At 62.6% G+C, this 20,952-nt stretch carries 11 protein-coding genes; 7 read left to right on the top strand and 4 right to left on the bottom strand.

Translation table 11 applies throughout. The annotated features are described in order from the left end of the window. Positions 1 to 7 precede the first annotated feature (7 nt). Positions 8 to 6,307: a HAMP domain-containing protein gene (locus GR198_RS09895; RefSeq protein WP_164068648.1), complete on the bottom strand. Its 6,300-nt coding sequence runs from the start codon at positions 6,305 to 6,307 to the stop codon at positions 8 to 10. Between the two features lie 210 nt (positions 6,308 to 6,517). Between GR198_RS09895 and GR198_RS09890 the strand changes: the two genes are divergently transcribed. From GR198_RS09890 to GR198_RS09860, 7 genes are all read left to right on the top strand, one after another. After that, positions 6,518 to 6,982 (top strand): hypothetical protein, encoded by a 465-nt coding sequence (locus GR198_RS09890; protein WP_164048918.1) that lies wholly within the window; start codon positions 6,518 to 6,520, stop codon positions 6,980 to 6,982. Positions 6,983 to 7,060: 78 nt separating this feature from the next. Further along, positions 7,061 to 7,342: a hypothetical protein gene (locus GR198_RS09885; protein ID WP_164024345.1), complete on the top strand. Its 282-nt coding sequence runs from the start codon at positions 7,061 to 7,063 to the stop codon at positions 7,340 to 7,342. A 174-nt stretch (positions 7,343 to 7,516) separates the two neighbouring features. Next, positions 7,517 to 8,128: a helix-turn-helix domain-containing protein gene (locus tag GR198_RS09880; RefSeq protein ID WP_029871273.1), complete on the top strand. Its 612-nt coding sequence runs from the start codon at positions 7,517 to 7,519 to the stop codon at positions 8,126 to 8,128. Further along, the gene (locus GR198_RS09875; protein ID WP_164068646.1) at positions 8,128 to 8,766 is read left to right on the top strand and encodes an RES family NAD+ phosphorylase; all 639 of its coding nucleotides are present in this window, start codon (positions 8,128 to 8,130) and stop codon (positions 8,764 to 8,766) included. Before GR198_RS09880 ends, GR198_RS09875 begins: the two co-directional genes overlap by 1 nt. A gap of 154 nt (positions 8,767 to 8,920) precedes the next feature. Further along, on the top strand, positions 8,921 to 9,946 hold the full coding sequence (locus tag GR198_RS09870) for an ABC transporter substrate-binding protein (protein ID WP_164068644.1): 1,026 nt from the start codon (positions 8,921 to 8,923) through the stop codon (positions 9,944 to 9,946). Continuing rightward, positions 9,943 to 10,983, top strand: coding sequence for a FecCD family ABC transporter permease (locus GR198_RS09865; protein WP_164068641.1), 1,041 nt, complete (start codon positions 9,943 to 9,945; stop codon positions 10,981 to 10,983). The genes GR198_RS09870 and GR198_RS09865 overlap by 4 nt, the downstream gene beginning before the upstream one ends. After that, entirely contained in the window at positions 10,980 to 11,741 is a 762-nt protein-coding gene (locus GR198_RS09860) for an ABC transporter ATP-binding protein (RefSeq protein ID WP_164068639.1), read from the top strand. Before GR198_RS09865 ends, GR198_RS09860 begins: the two co-directional genes overlap by 4 nt. A gap of 75 nt (positions 11,742 to 11,816) precedes the next feature. On the opposite strand, the gene glgB is transcribed toward GR198_RS09860, so the two are convergent. From glgB to GR198_RS09845, 3 genes are read right to left on the bottom strand one after another with little or no spacing between them, the layout of a single operon-like run. Beyond that, positions 11,817 to 14,027, bottom strand: coding sequence for a 1,4-alpha-glucan branching protein GlgB (gene glgB / locus GR198_RS09855; protein ID WP_164068636.1), 2,211 nt, complete (start codon positions 14,025 to 14,027; stop codon positions 11,817 to 11,819). Further along, on the bottom strand, positions 14,024 to 17,305 hold the full coding sequence (gene treS / locus GR198_RS09850; protein WP_164068634.1) for a maltose alpha-D-glucosyltransferase: 3,282 nt from the start codon (positions 17,303 to 17,305) through the stop codon (positions 14,024 to 14,026). Before treS ends, glgB begins: the two co-directional genes overlap by 4 nt. Then, entirely contained in the window at positions 17,306 to 20,530 is a 3,225-nt protein-coding gene (locus GR198_RS09845) for an alpha-1,4-glucan--maltose-1-phosphate maltosyltransferase (RefSeq protein ID WP_164068632.1), read from the bottom strand. It lies immediately after the preceding gene. Between the last annotated feature and the right edge of the window lie 422 nt (positions 20,531 to 20,952).

Here is a 20,952-nt window from a genome sequence, read left to right as displayed (position 1 = left end):
CAGATCCTCAGCGATGCAGCCACATGCGAAGCGCCGACAGAAGCTGTTCGGTATTGACCGGCTTCGCCAGATAGTCGGACGCGCCCGCTTCCAGGCATTTCTCGCGGTCGCCCTTCATCGCCTTGGCCGTCAGCGCCACGATCGGCAACCGCCGGAACCGGGGCTCCGAACGAATGACCTGCATCGTCTCGTAACCGTCCATTCCAGGCATCATGATGTCCATCAGCACGATCGCGACAGAGGGTTCGTTGTTGATGACGTCAATGGCTTCGCTGCCGGTCGTCGCGGTCAGGACTTTCATTCCCCGGCGTTCGAGGACGCTGCTCAGCGCGAAGATGTTGCGGGCGTCGTCGTCGACGAGCAGCACGGTCTCGCCGACCAGATCCTCGTCCGAGCTGTGCAGTTCCTGCAGCGTCGCCTGCTTTGCGGCCGGCAGGTCGGCGACCACCCGGTGCAGGAACAGTGCCGTCTCATCCAGGAGACGCTCGGGCGACTCGACCCCCTTCACCACGACGCTGCGGGCCATGCTGTGCAGCGCCGCGTCTTCCTCGGCGGAAAGCTCCCGGCCGGTGAACACGACCACCGGCACCTCGCCGATCTCGGCGTCGTCGCGCATCTGCTCCAGCACGTCGAAGCCGGACATGTCGGGAAGAGAAAGGTCGAGCACCACGCAGTCGGCGGAATTCTGCCGAAGGGCGGCGAGAGCCTCCGATCCGGAGCCGACGCTGGTGATATCGATGTCGTCATGTCCGAGAAGGGCGGTAACGCTCAGACGCTCGGCCTCGTTGTCTTCCACAAGCAGCAGATGCTTGCGGCGCGGTTGTGCATAGGCCTTCAATCGCGACAGTGCCTTGCCGAGGCCTTCCTGTGTCGTCGGCTTGCTCATGAAAGCGAAGGCGCCGCGGGTCAGCCCATGCTGGCGATCCTCGTCGAGGCTGATGATCTGGACCGGAATATGCCGCGTCTGCGCATTCTGCTTGAGCTGGCTCAGCACCGTCCAGCCGAGCATGTCGGGCAGGAAGATGTCGAGCGAGATCGCCGCCGGCCTGTAGTCCTGCGCGAGTGCGAGCGCATCGCTGCCGCGCATCGCCACCAGAACCTTGAATCCGTTGTCGCGGGCAAGATCCACCAGGACGCGAGCGTAATGCGCATCGTCCTCGACGACGAGCAGCACCGAGTCGCCGGCCGCTATCTGATGGCGATCGTCTTCGACATGTTCGGTCGGCTTTTCGGCGCGGCGGTGTGCCGCCGCCTCGGCGAATTCCACGACATTGGCCGGCGGAACGGACTTCGGCGCAACTGCGCCGGCGCCAACATAGGTGAGCGGCAGGTAGAGAACGAAGGTGCTGCCGACACCGGGGGTGCTGCGCAGCTGGATCTCGCCGCCGAGCAGGTTCGCCAGTTCGCGGCTGATCGCCAGGCCCAGGCCTGTGCCGCCGTATTTGCGGCTTGTCGAGGCATCCGCCTGCTGGAACGCCTCGAAAATGATCCGCTGTTTTTCAGGCGGTATGCCGATGCCGGTATCGACGACTTCGAAGGCAATGACCGAAGGCGCGTGTTTGAGCGAGGGATGGTCGGACGACCAGCCGCTCGTTGCCGATGCGACGCGAAGCGTCACACCGCCCTGCGCGGTGAATTTGAAGGCGTTCGACAGCAGGTTCTTCAGGATCTGCTGGAGGCGCTTCGAATCCGTGATGATGCTCTTCGTGATATCGGCGCCGACCTCGACCGCGAACGACAGGTTGCGATTTTCGGCTTCATGCCGGAACGGCCGGGCCATGACTTCGAGCAGGTTGCTGACGGAGATCTCCTCGGCATCGACCGAAACCGTTCCGGACTCGATCTTCGACAGGTCGAGGATGTCGCTGATGAGGTTCAGTAGATCGGTGCCCGCGCCATGGATGGTCTTTGCGAACTCGACCTGTTTGCCCGAGAGGTTGCCATCCGGGTTTTCTCCCAGCTGCTGGCCGAGAATGAGAATCGAATTCAAAGGCGTGCGCAGCTCGTGCGACATGTTGGCGAGGAATTCGGACTTGTACTTCGATGTCAGCGCCAGCTCGGTTGCCTTTTCTTCCAGCGCGCGCCGGGCCTGCTCGATTTCCTGGTTCTTCGCCTCGACTTCGACGTTGCGCTCCTCCAGCTGCTGCGCCTTCTGCCCAAGCTGCTCGTTGGTCTGCTGCAGCTCGCGCTGCTGCGTCTGAAGCTCGGCGGCGAGCTGCTGGGACTGCTTGAGCAGGCCTTCAGTCTGCATGGTCGCTTCGATCGAGTTGAGAACGATGCCGATCGATGTCGTCAGCTGGTCGAGGAACGACAGCTGCAGCTCGGTAAATTCGCCTGCAGAGGCAAGCTCGATCACCGCCTTCACCTGGCCTTCGAAATGCACCGGCAGCACGATGGCGCTTCTCGGCAGGGTCGTGAACACGCCGGAGCTTATCGGAACGACGTTGTCGGGAAGGTCAGTGACCAGGATGCGGCGGGCGTCGCTGGCGCACTGGCCGACAAGTCCCTGGCCGAACTCGAGCCGGGCCGGGTGCGCCGCCTCGCCCCCTTTCGCGTAGACGGAAAGCAGCGACAAGACCGGCTGCCGCTCGTCGGCATCCACCTGGTAGATGACCCCTTGATGGGCGCCGACCAGAGGCGCCAGCTCCGACAGCAGCATCTTGCCGACCAGCGTCAGGTCGCGCTGCCCCTGCAGCATGTTGGTGAAGCGCGCCAGGTTGGTCTTCAGCCAGTCCTGCTCGGTGTTGCGCTCGGTGGTGAGCCGGAGGTTGTCGATCATCGTGTTGATGTTGTCCTTGAGCTCTGCCACTTCGCCGCGCGCGTCGACCTTGATCGAGCGCGTCAGGTCACCCTTGGTGACGGCGGTCGCCACCTCAGCGATGGCGCGCACCTGCGTCGTCAGATTGGCGGCAAGCAGGTTGACGTTGCCGGTCAAGTCCTTCCAGGTTCCTGCAGTACCCGGAACATTCGCCTGACCGCCGAGGCGGCCTTCCACGCCCACCTCACGCGCAACCGTGGTCACCTGATCGGCAAAGGTCGCGAGCGTGTTGGTCATGTTGTTGATGGTCTCGGCAAGGGCGGCCACCTCGCCCTTCGACGCGACGGTGAGATTTTGCTTGAGATCGCCGTTCGCGACCGCCGTCACCACCTTGACGATGCCGCGGACCTGCTCGGTCAGGTTGGCGGCCATGACGTTGACGGTGTCGGTCAGGTCCTTCCAGGTGCCGGCGACACCAGGCACCTGCGCCTGGCCGCCGAGCTTGCCTTCGGTGCCGACTTCGCGAGCGACGCGCGTCACTTCGCCGGCAAAGGCGTTGAGCTGGTCCACCATCGTGTTGATGGTGTTCTTCAGTTCGAGGATTTCCCCCTTCACATCGACGGTGATCTTGCGCGACAGGTCGCCGCGCGCCACAGCCGTCGTCACTTCGGCAATGTTTCGAACCTGGGTCGTCAGATTGGCAGCGAGCAGGTTGACGTTGTCGGTCAGGTCCTTCCAGGTGCCGGCGACACCGGGAACGACGGCCTGGCCGCCGAGCCTGCCATCGGTGCCGACTTCGCGGGCAACACGCGTCACTTCGCCGGCAAAGGAGCGAAGCTGATCGACCATGGTATTCAGCGTATCCTTCAAGAGCAGGATTTCGCCGCGCACGTCGACCGTGATCTTGCGCGACAGGTCGCCGTTGGCGATGGCGGTGGCCACCTCGGCGATGTTGCGCACCTGCGCCGTCAGGTTGCCGGCCATGGAGTTGACGCTGTCGGTCAGATCCTTCCAGGTGCCGGCGACGCCGGAGACCTGCGCCTGGCCGCCGAGCTTGCCTTCGGTGCCGACTTCGCGAGCGACGCGCGTCACTTCGCCGGCAAAGGCATTGAGCTGGTCCACCATCGTATTGATGGTGTTCTTCAGTTCGAGGATTTCTCCCTTCACGTCGACGGTGATCTTGCGCGACAGGTCGCCGCGCGCCACGGCCGTCGTCACTTCGGCGATGTTTCTGACCTGACCGGTGAGATTGGAGGCCATGGAGTTGACGTTTTCAGTGAGGTCCTTCCAGGTGCCGGCGACACCCGGCACCTGTGCCTGGCCGCCGAGCTTGCCCTCGGTGCCGACCTCGCGCGCCACACGCGTCACTTCGGAAGCGAAGCGGTTCAGCTGATCGACCATGGTGTTCAGCGTTTCCTTGAGCTCGAGGATTTCGCCCGAGACCGACACCGTGATCTTCTTCGACAGGTCGCCATTGGCGATCGCGGTCGACACTTCGGCGATGTTGCGCACCTGCGCCGTCAGATTGCCCGCCATGGAATTGACGCTGTCGGTCAGGTCCTTCCAGGTGCCGGCAACGCCGAGCACGTTCGCCTGGCCGCCAAGCCGCCCTTCGGTGCCGACTTCGCGCGCCACACGCGTCACCTCGCCGGCAAAGCCGTTGAGCTGGTCAACCATCGTGTTGATGGTCTCCTTTAGTTCGAGGATTTCGCCCGACACCGTCACGGTGATCTTCTTGGAAAGGTCTCCCTGGGCGACGGCGGTCGCGACTTCGGCGATGTTGCGCACCTGCCCGGTCAGGTTGGAGGCCATGGAATTGACGCTGTCGGTCAGGTCCTTCCAGGTGCCGGCGACGCCGCGCACATTGGCCTGGCCGCCGAGCCGGCCCTCCGTGCCCACTTCGCGGGCGACGCGGGTCACTTCCGAGGCGAAGGCGTTCAGCTGGTCCACCATCGTATTGATGGTTTCCTTCAGTTCGAGGATCTCGCCCTTCACGTCGACGGTGATCTTCTTCGACAGGTCGCCATTGGCGATGGCGGTCGAGACCTCGGCGATATTGCGGACCTGCGCCGTCAGGTTGCCGGCCATGGAGTTGACGTTTTCGGTCAGATCCTTCCAGGTGCCGGCAACACCGCGCACATTGGCCTGACCGCCGAGCCGGCCCTCGGTGCCGACTTCGCGGGCCACACGGGTCACTTCCGACGCGAAGGCGTTCAGCTGATCGACCATCGTATTGATGGTCTCCTTCAGCTCGAGGATTTCCCCCGACACCGTCACGGTGATCTTCTTCGACAGGTCGCCGTTGGCGATCGCAGTCGAGACCTCGGCGATGTTGCGCACTTGCGCGGTGAGGTTCGAGGCCATGGAATTGACGTTGTCGGTAAGGTCCTTCCAGGTGCCGGCGACGCCTGGCACCTGCGCCTGGCCGCCGAGGCGGCCCTCTGTGCCGACTTCACGCGCCACGCGCGTCACCTCGCCGGCAAAGCCGTTCAACTGGTCGACCATCGTGTTGATGGTTTCCTTCAGCTCGAGGATTTCGCCCGAGACGTCGACGGTGATCTTGCGCGACAGGTCGCCGCGCGCCACGGCCGTGGTCACCTGGGCAATGTTGCGGACCTGGGCCGTCAGGTTGCCGCACATGGCGTTGACGGAATCGGTCAGATCCTTCCAGGTGCCGGCCACCCCGGGCACCAGCGCCTGTCCGCCGAGCTTGCCTTCGGTGCCGACTTCGCGGGCGACGCGAGTCACTTCCGAGGCGAAGGACCTGAGCTGGTCGACCATGGTGTTGATCGCTTCCTTGAGCTGCAGGATCTCGCCGCGCACGTCGACGGTGATCTTCTTGGAAAGATCGCCATTGGCAACGGCGATCGTCACTTCGGCGATATTGCGCACCTGCGCCGTCAGGTTCGACGCCATCGAGTTCACGCTTTCGGTGAGGTCCTTCCAGACGCCCGTCACCTCCGGCACCTGCGCCTGTCCGCCGAGTTTTCCGTCCGTGCCGACCTCGCGGGCGACGCGCGTCACTTCCGATGTGAAGACGCTCAGCTGCTTGATCATCGTATTGACGATATCGGCCGAGCGCAGGAACTCACCTTTGAGCGGCCGCCCGTCGACATCCAGCGGCACGGTCTGCAAGAGATCTCCCTTGGCGACTGCCGTGATCGTGCGCGTGACAGCGGTCGTCGGCCATAGGAGATCATCGATCAGACCGTTGATCGATCCTTCCATTTCGGACCAGGAGCCGTCCGACAGGCCGAAGCGTACGCGCGTGCTCGTTCGCCCGTCCCGGCCGACCACCTGCCCGACATGCTCGAGCTGCTGGGCCATGCGCTGATTGGCGGCGATGATGTCGTTGAGGGCATCGGCGACCTTGCCGGTGAGACCCGTCAGGTCGGATCGCATCCGTACGGAAAAGTCGCCGCGCCTGACCGCAACAAGGACTTCCAGAAGCGCGCTGGCGTCGTCGAACGCCATCGTTTTGTGGTCATGCCCATTGAGGCTGTCTACCGCAACGCTGTCGCGCGCGAATTCGCTGGTTTGGTTGCTCACGAAAATCCCCCTCTTCGACGATCGGTAATTTAGCGCTCAACTCAGAAAATGGTATGGGCCGTCCCGCGTCCATCCTAACATGATTCACCGCCCAAAATGAGCCTGATAGTTGCAGATTTCGGAAGTGCTCGCCGGAAACCACCCCGGTGGAGTTTGCGGTTTTTCGAGCGCGGGAACACTTTGCTGCCGGCTGTCGTTTCCGTCCTGACAATGGAGAGCGACATGTCGAACGTCTCAAGGACAGGCAAGGAAGAGATCAACAACGCGACCAGCCCGAACACCTTCGGAAAGTCGGTCGAGAGCCAGGCGCAAATTAAGGATGCGGCCGCGCAAGCGTCGCCCGACGCCGGCGGCGAGATGCTCAACATCTACCGGTTGGAGCCGATCGCCGCACCCGACGATCCGAGATGGGACAATTCCCCCGGCCACGGTACCGTCGTCGTCGCGGCCAGAACGCCCGGTGACGCCAGGATCGTCGCCGCGGCTCGTGAGCTCGACTTCATGGAAGTGGATGCGGCTCCCGCCGAGGATGTCACGACGGTCAATGCCAGCGCCTTTCGGGACGACAAGCTCTACACCGTCATCGAGATCGATCGGGACAGACGCGATGTCAAGCGCGGGATCCTCGACGGTGCCGTCACCGTCGACACGATCCGGCCGGTTCAATCGGACTGACGTAGCAATGCTGCGGCGCTATCGGCGATGCGCCGGAGCGCCATCATCGCAAATCCCCTCGGTTTTCTCGGAGCTCTCATGAATACGGCCAACCTCCAGCTCAAGGGCCTGATCATGGCGATGGCGTCGATATGTGATGCGATTGTCGAGAAAGAACTGCTTACCAGCGAGGAACTCAATGCCGCGCTCTCGAAAGCCAAGAAGGCAGTCGAAGAAGATGACGACCATGAACTGTCGGACGCCAACCGCGCCGCGATCCTGTTCCCCATCCGTGTGCTGCAGCTCGCCGAGGAGGCAGGCAGGAAAGGCGAACGGTTGACGTTTTCGGACTATGCCAAGCTCGTGGCAAAGCTGACCTGAACATGTTTGAGAGCTTTACCTTGATGCCGTAGACATCGGGGCGAATTGGCTTCCGATCCCGCACCGAGGATCGGGCCGGCCGTTCCTCTTCACGGCCATCCAAGCACCACACCAGAGGTTGACTTCATACTATCAATAACCATATAAATACCTTGTCAACCGAGGAGCCGCTCAATGGCCCGCCACGCATCCGGTCCCGTCACAGTGCAGGAAGAGCCGAATTCCATCAGGACCGCGTTTCTGCGACGTGCGACATCGGCGCTGGAGCGCATTTCGGCGAATGTGCCGGCAAAGGATCTCGCCGATGCGCTTTCAGCCCCGACCGACGCCGGATCGTTGGCGCAGCTTCTCAGCCGCTCGGATATGGTGGGCGCGGCGATAAACGATCTCGATCCGCTGGTTCCGGCGCTGGCTCGCAACGTCGAGCATCGGCAAAATCTCGTCGAACGGGCCGGTGGAACGATGTCAGCTGAAGACGCCGGACGTATCCTCGGCATCAGCAGACAGGCCGTCGACAAGAGGCGGCGGGCCGGCACGCTGCTTGCCGTGCGCGAGGGCAGCGACTGGCGCTATCCGCTCTGCCAGCTGGATCAAGGTGAGGTGATCGCGGGGATTTCCGACGTCGTGCGTGGTTTTGCCGCCGCCGGTCCCTGGGTCGCATTGGATTTTCTGCTTGCTTCCGATACGGCTCTCGGTGGTCGGACAGCCCTGCAAGCGTTGCGCGACGGCGATCGTGAAGCAGTCCGGCGTCTGATCCGCATTGAAACCTCCGACGGTTTTGCCTGATGCCGGCAAATGCAGGCAGAGGGCCGTCGGGAGCTGCACCGACCCCGCCCCCTTGGCTCGCCCAATCGTCATTGCCGATCGACCTCATTCCTGCCGGGCAGGTTCTCCATCGGGTCCATCGGACGCAACTCGATCCCATCTTCTTTGGACCCGGCCCCGGGATTGCCGCCGCCAATCGTTTCGACAGCGCCAGCGGACGTTTCGGAATCCTCTATGTCGGGATGAGTCGCAGGGGAGCGCTTGTGGAAACGATCCTGCGCAATCCCCAGCGGTTGATGGTGTCAATGACGGAAATCACCACCCGCGCCATCAGTGAACTCAGCTGTATCAGACCGCTGAGGATCGTGCGCATGCACGGAACCGGCCTGCAGGCCCTCGGCACCGATAATGCCGTCTCCACCGGACCTTACGAACCATGCGGCCTTTGGACCGACGCGCTTTGGGACCATGCCGACCAGCCGGACGGTCTCGCCTACCAGTCGCGCCACGATTCGAACGAGATCTGCCTTGCCCTTTTCGAACGTTACGACATGGCGTTCAACAGAAAGGGCACGCTTCCGCTCTCCGGCATCCTCAAGGAGATCGCCGCGATCCTCGAAGTCTACGGCAAGTCGCTGTCACCGGTCGGCCCTGTTTAGACGGCGAACGCGGCTGCAGTTCAATGCGCGATGGCATGTTGCCCGCAGCAATACGCTGTCAATTTTGCGATAAGTTGATTTGTTTGGTCTTGTTTTCTGTCTGTCTCTGAGGCTATACGGCGGCCGTACATACTCACGCACCGGGAATTTCTTCGTGACCAGCCTTAAATCGCTTCTGGCCGCCTGCGGCCTCTCCGCCATCATCGGCCTTGCCGCAAATCCGTCTTTTGCCGGTTCGACGACCTACCCGCTGACACTGGAAAACTGCGGCGCGCAGGTGACTTTCCAGAAGGCGCCCGAACGGGCGATCGGCCTCGGCCAGAACAGCGCTGAAATTCTGCTGCTGCTCGGCCTTCAGGACAAGATGGCCGGCACGGCCTTCTGGCCGAGCAAGGTCCTGCCGCAGCTCGCAGAAGCCAATGCCAAGGTCAAGCTTCTGACCGTCGAGATGCCGACCTTTGAATCGATGCTCGCCGAAAATCCCGACTTCGTGGCGGTGGCTCTGCCGAGCCTGGTCGGGCCGAACAGCAAGATCGCCAAGCGCGAAGATTTCGACAAAGTGGGTGTCGCGACCTATCTCTCGCCCAGTACTTGCCTCAGCACCAAGGACGTCAAGGACCAGTACGGCAGCCGCGCCGAGCTGTGGAACATGGATCTTCTCTACAGGGAGATCGACGAACTCTCTGAGATCTTCGACGTCGCCGATCGCGGCCAGGCGCTGATCGCCGACTTCAAGGCGCGCGAAGCCAAGCTTCGCTCCAGCGTTTCGAAGGACGGCAAGAACCTTTCCTACGTCTTCTGGTTTTCCAGCCCTAGCCCGTCGGCCGACGCCTATCTCGGCGGCAAGAACAGCGCGTCCGGCTTTATCGCCGACCTGCTCGGCGGCCACAATGCGATATCGGCGGAAGCAGAATGGCCGACGCTCGGCTGGGAAGGCATCATCGCCTCCAATCCCGACGTCATTGTCGTCGCCAGTCTCGACCGCAACCGTTGGGAACTCGACAAGCCGGAGGCCAAGATCAATTTCCTGAACACCGATCCGGCCGTCAGCCAGATCCCCGCCGTCAAGAACAAGGCGATCGTGATCATGGACGGCCAGGCCATGAACCCGACCGTCCGCACGGTCTACGGCGCTGAGCAGGTGGCTGGCCAATTGAAGGCTCTCGGTCTGTTGAAGTGACTGAAGCGGGCCGTATCTTTCGGCAGCTGGGAGCGCTCACGGCACTGTTCCTGGCCTCCCTCTGCCTCATCGCGGTCGCCGTCGGCGTCAGCGTCGGGATCGGCGACCTGCCGATCCCGCTTGCAACCACGTTTTCGGCCGTCACCAACCGGCTCGGATGGACCGCGATCGAGCTGAACCGCATCCACGAGACGGTGATCTGGGATTATCGTCTCAGCCGGGCGCTCGTCGCCGCCTTCTGCGGCGCGGGTCTGGCGCTGTCGGGCGCGATCATGCAGTCGCTGCTGCGCAATCCGCTTGCCGAGCCCTATGTGCTCGGCATCTCAGCCGGCGCCTCTACCGGCGCCGTCGCGATTGTCATCCTAGGGATCGGCTCGGGCGCGGTGTCGCTCTCGGCCGGCGCATTCGCCGGTGCTTTCGCAGCCTTCTTCTTCGTGGCGCTGCTCTCGAACGGCACGCGCGGCGGAGCGGACCGCACCATCCTCGCCGGTGTCGCCGCATCGCAGCTCTTCAACGCCTCGACCTCCTACATCGTCACCACCTCGGCCAATGCGCAGCAGGCCCGCGACGTCATGTTCTGGCTGCTCGGCAGTTTCGGCGGCGTGCGCTGGCCGGAATTCGCGCTGGTCTCGGTCGTCGTCGGCATCGGCCTCGTCGGCTGCCTGTTTTACGCCCGCGTGCTCGACGCCTTCGCCTTCGGCGACGAGGCGGCATCCTCGCTCGGCGTCAATGTCGGCCGCGCGCGGATGGTGCTCTTCGCGCTGACGGCGATGATGACGGCAACGATCGTCAGCATGGTGGGGTCGATCGGCTTTGTCGGGCTCGTCGTGCCGCATGTCGCCCGCTTTGTCGTCGGGCCGCTGCATGTCCGCCTGCTGCCTGCCTGCGCTATAGCAGGGGCGATCTTCATGGTGCTCGCCGACATCGCCGCGCGCGCCCTCATTCCGAACCAGATCCTGCCGATCGGCGTCGTCACGGCCCTGGTGGGTGTCCCCTTCTTCTCGATCATCCTCTATCGGTTCCAACGCGCATCATGAGCATCAAGGCCGACAACCTCATCTGGAAAATTGGCAGGAAGACCATTCTCGATGGCGTTTCCATGGAGGCGCAGCCTGGCCGGATGCTCGGCCTGCTCGGGCCGAACGGCTCGGGCAAAACCTCGTTGCTGCGGCTTCTGGCCGGCCTGAAGCGGCCGCATTCCGGCCGCGTCACGCTCGACCGGAGCGACATCGGCACGATCAGCCGCCGCTCGATTGCCCGGCGGATCGCGTTCGTCGAGCAGCATGCGACGACGAATGCCAATCTGAAGGTGGTCGACGTCGTCAAGCTCGGAAGGTTTCCGCACCGATCGATGTTCTCGGGCTGGACGAGGGCCGACGAAGAGGCGGTCGAAGAGGCGCTGGCGCGCGCCGGCATGGCGGAGAAACGCGACGATAGCTGGCAAAGCCTGTCGGGCGGCGAGAAGCAGCGCACCCATATCGCAAGGGCGCTCGCCCAGTCGCCCCAGGAACTGATCCTCGACGAGCCCACAAATCATCTCGATATCCAGCACCAGATCGGGCTGATGCGGCTCGTCTCCGGCCTGCCGATCACCAGCATCGTCGCCATGCACGATCTCAACCATGCCGCAATGTTCTGCGACCAGCTGATCATCATGCAGCATGGCAGGATCGTCGCCTCCGGCGCGCCGCAGGACGTGTTGAGCGAGGATCTTTTAAGGAATGTCTTCTCCGTCGAGGCCCGAATCGAAACCTCTCCCTATCATTCGCGCCCGCATATCCATTATCTCAGGTGACGGTGAAACCGCCACCGAGATGACTGTCTACTGTCGTCTAAGGTGACGGTGAAACCGTCACCGACGTGACCGCCGTCAGGGCGACGGCCCCTGCAGAAAAATCGTCGATAGCGGCGGCAGCGTCAGGGACAGGGAGACGGGCCTGCCATGGGCGGGCACGGGTTCGCTCGACACCGCGCCGTTGACCAGGCCCGAGCCTCCATATTCCCGCGCATCCGTCGTTATCCGCTCGATCCACACACCGTCACTGGGCACACCGATCCTGTAGCCGTAACGCGGCACCGGCGTGAAATTTGACATGACCAGCACCGACGAAGCGCGGTCGGGCGCATAACGGAGCATGCCGAGGACGGAATTGACGGCGTCGTCAGCTGCCGCCCATTCAAAACCCTCGGAATGAAAGTCGCCGAACTGCAATGCCGGCTCGTCCCCGTAAAGGCCGTTCAGATCCTTCACCAGCCGCTGGATCCCCACATGCTGAGGCTGGTCCAGCACATCCCAGGTCACCGACCCGTCGTGATTCCACTCGCTCGGCTGAGCGATTTCGCTCCCCATGAACAAAAGCTTCTTGCCGGGATGGCCCCACATGAAGGCGAGATAGCTGCGCAGATTGGCGAATTTCTGCCATTCGTCGCCCGGCATCTTCGTCAGCAGCGAGCCCTTTCCGTAGACGACCTCGTCATGTGAAATCGGCAGAATGAAGCGTTCGGAATAGGCATAGATCATGCCGAAGGTCATCGTGCCATGGGCGTAGCTCCGATAAATCGGGTCCTTCTCGATGTAGCTCAGGCTGTCATGCATCCAGCCCATGTTCCACTTGATGTCGAAGCCCAGCCCCCCTTGCTCCGGCGGCTTCGTCACCCCGGGCCAGGCCGTCGATTCCTCGGCGATCGTCATCGCGTGCGGGCAGCGCTCGTGAATGATGCTGTTCAGATGCTTGAAGAATTCGACCGCTTCCAGATTCTCGCGACCGCCATATTGGTTGGGAATCCATTCGCCCTCGTTGCGGCTGTAGTCGCGGTAGAGCATCGAGGCAACGGCGTCGACCCGCAAACCGTCGATATGGTAGCGCTCCAGCCATTCCAGCGCGCTGGCGATCAGGAATCCCTTCACCTCGTTGCGGCCGAGATTGTAGATCAGCGTGTTCCAGTCGCGGTGAAAGCCTTCGCGCGGATCTTCATGCTCGTAGAGCGCGCTGCCGTCGAAGCGGGCAAGCCCCCAGACATCTGTGGGGAAATGGGCCGGCACCCAGTCGAGGATGACGCCGAGCCCGGCGCCATGGCACCGGTCGACGAAATAAGCGAAATCCTCAGGCGTCCCATATCGGCCGGTCGGAGCGAACAGGCCGAGCGGCTGATAGCCCCAGGAGCCACCGAACGGATGCTCCATGATCGGAAGCAGCTCGATATGGGTGAAGCCCATGTCGCTGACATAGGGAACCAGCCGCTGGCTGAGTTCGACCCAGTCGAGCGACCTATTGCCGTCCTTTTGATCGCGAAGCCAGGAGCCGACGTGCACCTCATAGACGGAGAACGCGCCCTCCAGCCTGTCTTGCCGGGACCGGCCTTTCATCCAGCCGTCATCGCTCCATCGAAACGGCGTCGACGATGCGACGATGGAGGCGGTGGATGGGGCGGCCTCGCTCGCCCTCGCCACCGGATCGGCCTTCTGCGGCAGGCAGGTTCCCTCAGCATCGACGATCTCGAACTTGTATCTTGCGCCGGGTGCCAGCCGGGGGATGAACAGCTCCCATACGCCCGCCGACGGTCTCAGCCGCATCGGGTTTCGCCGCCCATCCCAGGCGTTGAAGTCGCTGACAACCGAGACGCGGCGCGCATTCGGAGCCCAGACGGCGAAACGAACGCCAGATATCCCGTCGATCGACATCGCCACCGCGCCGAGCGTCCGGCTGAGACTGTAGTGGGTGCCCTCCGATATCAGATGAAGGTCGAGTTCTCCGAGCAGCAGACCGAAACTGTAGGGATCCTCGGTGATCTGCACGGCATCCGGCCATGTGATCCGCAGCCGGTATCCAGTCCTCGAGGCGGCCGTCGCCGCGAACAAGCCGGACGGGTGGGCGATGCTGAAAGGTGCCACCACCCGGCCGCTCGTCGCATCGATGAGATCGACCGCTTCCGCACCGGGCAGGTAGACCCGCACGATCGTCATGCCGCCGCTTTGGTGGGGCCCGAGGATCGAAAAGGGATCGCCATGGCGCCCCTCGATCAAGGCCCATAGCGCATCCTGTCCGATGCCCGCCAGAAGTTCCGAGCGCTCAACATTCATGCCGTGACCCCCGCCAGACGCGATACGATTTCGGTAAGGCCGGATAGCGGGATCGGAAGCCATTTCGGCCTGTTGCGAGCCTCATAGGCGATCTCGTAGGCGGCCTTTTCGAGAAGAAAGGCATCGAGAATCCTCCGTCTTTGATCGGGCGGCATGTCAAGCTCCTTCGATACGGACACCGCCTGCGAATAGGCATCGAGAAAGGCCTCCTCGGCATTGCGCCCGAAGCGAGCGATCGCCTCGCGGCGAACCTCGTTGTCGTGTTCGATGACCGCGTCGTTATCGAGCTGCGCGGTGGCCACGAGATAGCTCAGTGATCTCAAAAGCCCGGCGACATCACGCAACGGGTTCGTCTTGGCGCGGCGCTCGGTCAGGTTTTTCGCTGGCTCGCCCTCGAAGTCGATGATGACGGCATCGCCCTCGCTGACGAGGATCTGGCCAAGATGGAAGTCGCCATGCGTGCGTGTCATCAGCGTATGGCGGGAGCTCTCCGCCAGCGTTCCGGCGAGCTCTGCGAGTTCGAAACGACGCTCGAGAAGCGGTGCAGCGAGCAAGTCGATTGCGGGGTCGGCATTCTCGTCGCGTTCATCGAGCTTCGACATGGCATAGGCGAGTTCCCCGACAACGGCCTTCCTCATCGCCTCGACCTCGCTGTCGCCGGCAACCACCGGGCTGAAGGCCTCGTCTCCGGTCTTCGCAGCGAGCACGACATGCAATTCGCCGAGCCTGAGACCCACCATCGCGACGAAACTGATCAGCGACCGGAAGACGTCGTCGTCCGGTTGGACCGCCGGATCGTTCAGCACCAGTTCGTCGGCCCCGCGGCGCAGATTGTTCAGCATCCAGTTCCAGGCGTCGCCCTGATTGCGGATCGCGCCCTGGACGATGATCAAGGTGGAACGGCGTCCGCTGGAATCGGTATGCGCGACCTCGCCGAGAAGCGGCGCTGTGTGGTCATAGCCGGCGCGAGTGAGATAGCGCGTCATCTCGACTTCCGGATGGATGCCCGGGAAGATGTGCCTGATCAGTTTGATCATCGCTACGTCGCCGACGAGCAGCGAGCTGTTGGACTGTTCAGCCGATAGCCAATGCACCGGCAGCTCGCCTGAAATATCGAGACTGTCGAGCTGCTCTGTCCCAAGGAATTCGAGCGTGCCGGTCCGACCGGTGGTGCGCGAGCGGTCGCGAAGTCCGTGCAGAATGCCGCGCGCCATTGCCTCCACGGCAAATCCATCTGTGAGGAAACCGACGCGTCTACCTTGGCGAATCCTCCCAAGCGCAAGCTGCTGGGCAAGCGCGGAAGGGCGAGCATCGTCCCAGACGACCGTGAGCGGCAGTTGGTAGGATTCGCTGTGGGTCGGCAGCACGACCTCCAATTCGCCGAGGACGACGCCGTCGGCGAATGGGATTGGTGTCGCGGAGACCAGTCGGGCGGCCTGAAGCGGCTGGTCCTTTGCCCCGAACCATCGCCGCCTGGAGAGATAGGCGGGCAGGATTTCGCTGCTCAGGATGCGTGCATGACCCGGTTCATCCACGAGGTCGAGCAGGCTACGCCGGATGACCATCGTCAACAGATCGGGAAGCTGTTCCGGCGGTGCGGTGCGCCACGCCGGCGGGTCGGCATCAGCCGTCAGCTGGAACCAGAAGAAACCGTAGGGCGGCAAGGTCAGGAGATAGGTCAACTGGCCAATCGGCGGAAACGGCGACATGCCGGTCAGTTCAATCGGAACGCGCCCCTCGAAGCTCGACAAGTCGAGTTCGACGGCCTGTGGCAGCCGCGAGAGACTGGCAACACAAAGCAAGACCTCGCCTTCATACTCCCTGAGATAGGCAAGGATCTTGCGATTTTCCGGTGAAAGGAACCGCAGCGTGCCACGCCCGAAGGCGGGATGCCTGCCGCGCAACGCCAACATTCTGCGCGTCCAGTTGAGCAGCGAATGCGCGTCTGTGCTCTGCGCCTCGACGTTGACGGCTTCAAAGCCATAAAGCGGGTCGGCGACGGGCGGCAGCACGAGACGCGCCGGATCTGCCCTGGAGAAACCGCCATTGCGGTCCGGAGACCATTGCATCGGCGTCCTCACCCCGTCCCGGTCGCCGAGATAGATATTGTCGCCCATGCCGATCTCGTCGCCGTAATAGATCACCGGCGTTCCCGGCATCGAGAGAAGAAGCGCGTTCATCAGCTCGATCCGCCGGCGGTCGCGCTCCATCAACGGCGCTAAGCGCCGCCTTATGCCGAGATTGATGCGGGCACGTTTGTCGGATGCATAGGTCTCCCATAGATAATCCCGCTCGGCGTCGGTCACCATTTCGAGCGTCAGCTCGTCGTGGTTGCGAAGGAAGATCGCCCATTGGCAGTTGTCTGGAATCTCCGGCGTCTGGCGCAGGATATCGGTGATCGGAAACCGGTCCTCCTTGGCGATGGCCATATACATGCGCGGCATCAGCGGGAAGTGGAAGGCCATATGGCATTCATCGCCGTCTCCGAAATATTCGCGCGTGTCCTCCGGCCATTGATTGGCCTCGGCAAGCAGCATCACGCCGGGATGGGTGGCATCGAGCGCTGCGCGTATGCGTTTGAGGATCGCGTGGGTTTCCGGCAGGTTTTCGTTGATCGTCCCCTCGCGCTCGACGAGGTAGGGGATCGCGTCGAGACGAAAACCATCGATGCCGGTTTCCAGCCAGAAGCGCATCACCCTCAGCAATTCCTCCATGACAAGGGGGCTATCGAAATTGAGGTCGGGCTGATGGGAATAGAAGCGGTGCCAGTAATAGGCGCCGGCGACCGCGTCCCATGTCCAGTTGGATTTTTCCGTGTCGATGAAAATGATGCGCGTTTCCGGAAACTTCTGATCGGTATCGGACCAGACGTAGAAATCGCGCTCCGGCGAGCCTGCCGGCGCCTGGCGGGCGCGCTGGAACCAGGGATGCTGATCGGAGGTGTGATTGATGACGAGCTCGATGATGACGCGGATGTTGCGCTGGTGGGCGGCGTCGACGAAAGCCCGGAAATCCTCCACCGTCCCGTAATCGGGGCTGACGCTGCCATAGTCGGCGATGTCGTAGCCGTCGTCGCGACGCGGAGAGGGAAAGAAAGGCAAAAGCCAGATGGCATTGACGCCGAGGGCTGCGATGTGATCGAGCTTCTGGTGCAAGCCGGCAAAGTCGCCGACCCCGTCACCATTGGCGTCGTAGAACGACTTGATGTGCAGCTGGTAGATGATTGCATCCTTGTACCAGAGCGGCTGCGACGCGCTATCTGCATTCATCGTGTCCATTCATGCCTCCGTTGAGCGAATACGCCAGATCGCATAGGGCAGGACCTCAGGATTGAGACTGATGCTCTGCCATTTGCCGGTCCACTTGAAACGATGCCCGCCGATCAGATCTTCGGCATCCAGCGTGCCGCCGTCGCCCAGCGACCAGTGCCAGAGCGGCAGCTCGACATCGCTCTGCTGGAAATTGTGGGGGTCGAGGCTGATGGCGATCAGCAGGACATTGTCGCGGGCACGGCTTGCCTTCTCGAAAAACAGGATATTGTCATTTCGCGCATTCAGCAGCGTCAGCCCGAGATGCGAATGCAGCGCGGTGTTTTCGTTCCGGATGCGATTGAGCGTCCTGATTTCGGCGATGATATTGCCCGACCGGTCGTAGTCCCAGGCGCGGATTTCGTATTTCTCGCTGTCGGCATATTCCTTGCGCTTGGCATCGGGACGCCCCTCGCAAAGTTCAAAACCGTTATAAACGCCCCACAATCCCGAAAGGGTGGCGGCAAGTGCTGCGCGGATCAGGAAGGCCGGGCGCGGCGCGTTCTGCAGGAAATCCGGATTGATATCATGGGTGTTGACGAAGAAATGCGGGCGGAAGAATTCCTTCGGCGCCGTCTCTGTCAGCTCCCGCATATATTGCACGAGCTCCCACTTGGCATTGCGCCAGGTGAAGTAGGTATAGGACTGGGAGAAGCCGATCTTTGCCAGCCGGTACATAACCTTCGGCTTGGTGAAGGCTTCCGACAGGAAGACGACATCGGGATGGCGGCCCCTGATATCGCCGATCAGCCATTCCCAGAACGGAAAGGGCTTTGTGTGCGGATTGTCGACACGAAACAGCTTGACGCCCTGGTCCACCCAAAGCTGGACGACATCCCTGAGCTCCACCCACAACGAAGGCAGCGCATCTTTTGTATAGAAATCGACGTTGACGATGTCCTCGTATTTCTTCGGCGGGTTTTCGGCATATTTGATCGTGCCGTCGGGACGCCAGTCGAACCAGCCGGGATGCTCCTTCAGCCAGGGGTGATCCGGCGACGCCTGGATTGCGAGGTCGAGAGCAATCTCCAGGCCATGCCGGCCGGCCTCCTCCACCAGCCGGCGGAAATCCTCGAACTCGCCGAGCTCGGGATGGATGGCGTCATGGCCGCCGTCCTCGGAGCCGATGGCATAGGGACTTCCGGGGTCATCAGGCCCAGCTTTCAGGCTGTTGTTGCGGCCTTTCCGGTTGGTCGAGCCGATCGGATGAATCGGCGGGAAATAGAGCACGTCGAAGCCCATGTCACGGATGGCGGGCAGTCGCGGAATGACGTCGTCGAAGGTGCCGTGCCGGTCCGGATCGCCGCTCTGCGAGCGCGGGAAGATCTGGTACCAGCTGGCAAAGGCAGCCTCCTTGCGTTCGGCATCGACGGCGCTTGCCGTCGAGCGAAGCCGAAACGGCCGCCTGTCCGCCTTGTTCATCAATTCCGATGTTCGGGCATCGAGCAGGATCGCCGTGCGCTCGGCATCCGAAGCTCTTTCGAGACTGTCGCCGAGGGCCTTCAATTCGGTGCCGAGCGCGGCGCCTGCATGCGTCTCAGCCGAACGAACCAGGTTCAACCCCTCCTGCAGCTCAAGCTTCAGGTCCAGCCGGGCATCGTTCTTCTTCGTCAGCTCGTAGCGAAAGATCGCAAACGGGTTCTTCCATGCCTCGACGGCGAATTCATAACGTCCAATGCGCTCCAGCAGGAATTCGGCGCGCCAGTGGTCGTTTTCGACCAGCTGCATCTCCGTCTCGTTCCAATCTGCCGCATCGAGCGGCCGCCAGAGCAGGACCGCGGCGATCGGATCGTGGCCGTCGGCGAATATATCCGCCTCGACGGTGACGGTGTCGCCGACCACCCGCTTGACGGGAAAACGCCCGCCGTCAACCTGCGGCGTGATGTTTTCGATGGCGAGCCGCGGCGACGCCGTCGCCTGCGCGACGTCGAGGATCTGCCGGGATGTGATCGGCGCCGGCGCCTTGCCTTCGACCACCAGGGTCTCCCCTGCCCGCAGCCGCAGAGCCGTGCCGTCGGCTGCGGCGGGCAGAAAACCGGAGGCCGCTTCGCGCAGTGCGGTCACTGGAGCGAGTGCACTTGTTCGAAGGTCCCTGTTGAGCAGGATGAACCGCACATTCTCGGTGCTACGAAGGTCTTCCGCCTCAGACTGCAGCAGCGCTGAGACCGGTCCGTTGGCGTTGCGGATGAGCCGAAGCGATGAGGCCGGCGCATGGGGTTTCTTGCCGATCTCGGTGTTCGCAAGGCGAATTTCGGAGGAAATATCGAAAGCGAGATCATGGCGCAGCCCCCGCAAACCCGTTCCATTCCCATGGGTCGGATCGAGCGGCGTGGCGGCGCCATATTCGAAGCCCATCGGAACCATCAGGCCGCCGCCCAGTGAGGCAGCCAGGCGCAGCGCCCTTATGGCGCGCCGTTCGAGGATTTCGCGACTCTCGGTTCCGTGCGCGATCCGCCTGGCGAATGGCGGCTCCGGAAAAGCGACCTGCCAGCCAAGCTGCTTCTGGACGCGGTGTTCCTCGATGAACCATCTCTCGTCAAAATCCCACCAGGCCATCGATGAAAAACATCCATCGAAGCCTGTATTCTTGACCGCGTCCCTCACCCCGAAATCAGTTCCGGGCGTCCAGGCGAGGAATTGCGCGTCCGCCTTCTCGCGCACTGCGGCAATCAACGATTTGAAAGCCGCCGGCGCAATGCGATCGATCCCGAGCGCCCGATAGCCGGCGAGGCCGAGACCGGCCAGCCCTCGCAGCCGTTCGGTCCATTCTTCCAACAGCCGCGATTGAGACTCCGCCTCCATCGCGGTCATCGGTTCCGCCGGGTCCAAAGGCGAGCGTCTCGGATCGACAGGGCGAAAGCCCGCCTTGGGATCCCGGGCCTTGCCGTCGAGCATCAGGTCCATCATCAGGGCGACGCCGCTCTTGCGGGCGGCCTCCGCCAGGCGCCCCACCCCATCCTCGACGGCGCTTCCGAGCGACAGCTGAGGGTCGAGGCGGGCCAGATCCTGGGAGGCAAAGATACTGCGCTCTCCGCCCCGATCGAAGAGAGGTGCCGTCAGTACGCGATCGAAACCGGTATCCGCAGCATGGTCGAAAACCTCGCGCCACGCATCGATACCCTGAAGAAGGAGTGGATTGACATAATAAATCCGGGGTGGGGTGCTCAACACACCCTGGTTTGGAGAGAATGACATCGGCCGCCGCTCGAGTTTGGTTTGAAGGCAAACTTCCGTTGGCCGCGGTTGTTCCACTGAAACTGCCAATTCGCGGTGCGCAGACATCGTCGGCCGCACTGGCGCGGGATCGATGGGACACGCTCCGTTCGCCCATCAAAGGCCCTGGATTCCGCAAACGGACCTTGAAGTTTCGTGCCGTATTTGGATAGTCTTCCGCTTCCCGGGAGGGTGACCCATTTGGCTACTGAGGGCGCACCATTGCTTCGATCGATACGCCGTAGCGCCGCCCTGTCGGCTTGCGCACTGTGCCTCGCCTCCTGGAGCATCGAGACCGATCGCTCCACTATGGACACGCATGGCCTGTTCGAAATCCGCGAGGAGGCCAGGCGCTTCATTTCGCAGGAGAACGCCACGGGGCATCAGCGATGGGACGTGCTAGC

Source organism: Rhizobium leguminosarum, from assembly GCF_010668065.1.
Lineage (GTDB): Bacteria > Pseudomonadota > Alphaproteobacteria > Rhizobiales > Rhizobiaceae > Rhizobium > Rhizobium leguminosarum_S.
The sequence above is the reverse complement of the archived record's forward strand: the minus strand, read 5'-3'. Positions and strand labels throughout refer to the sequence as shown.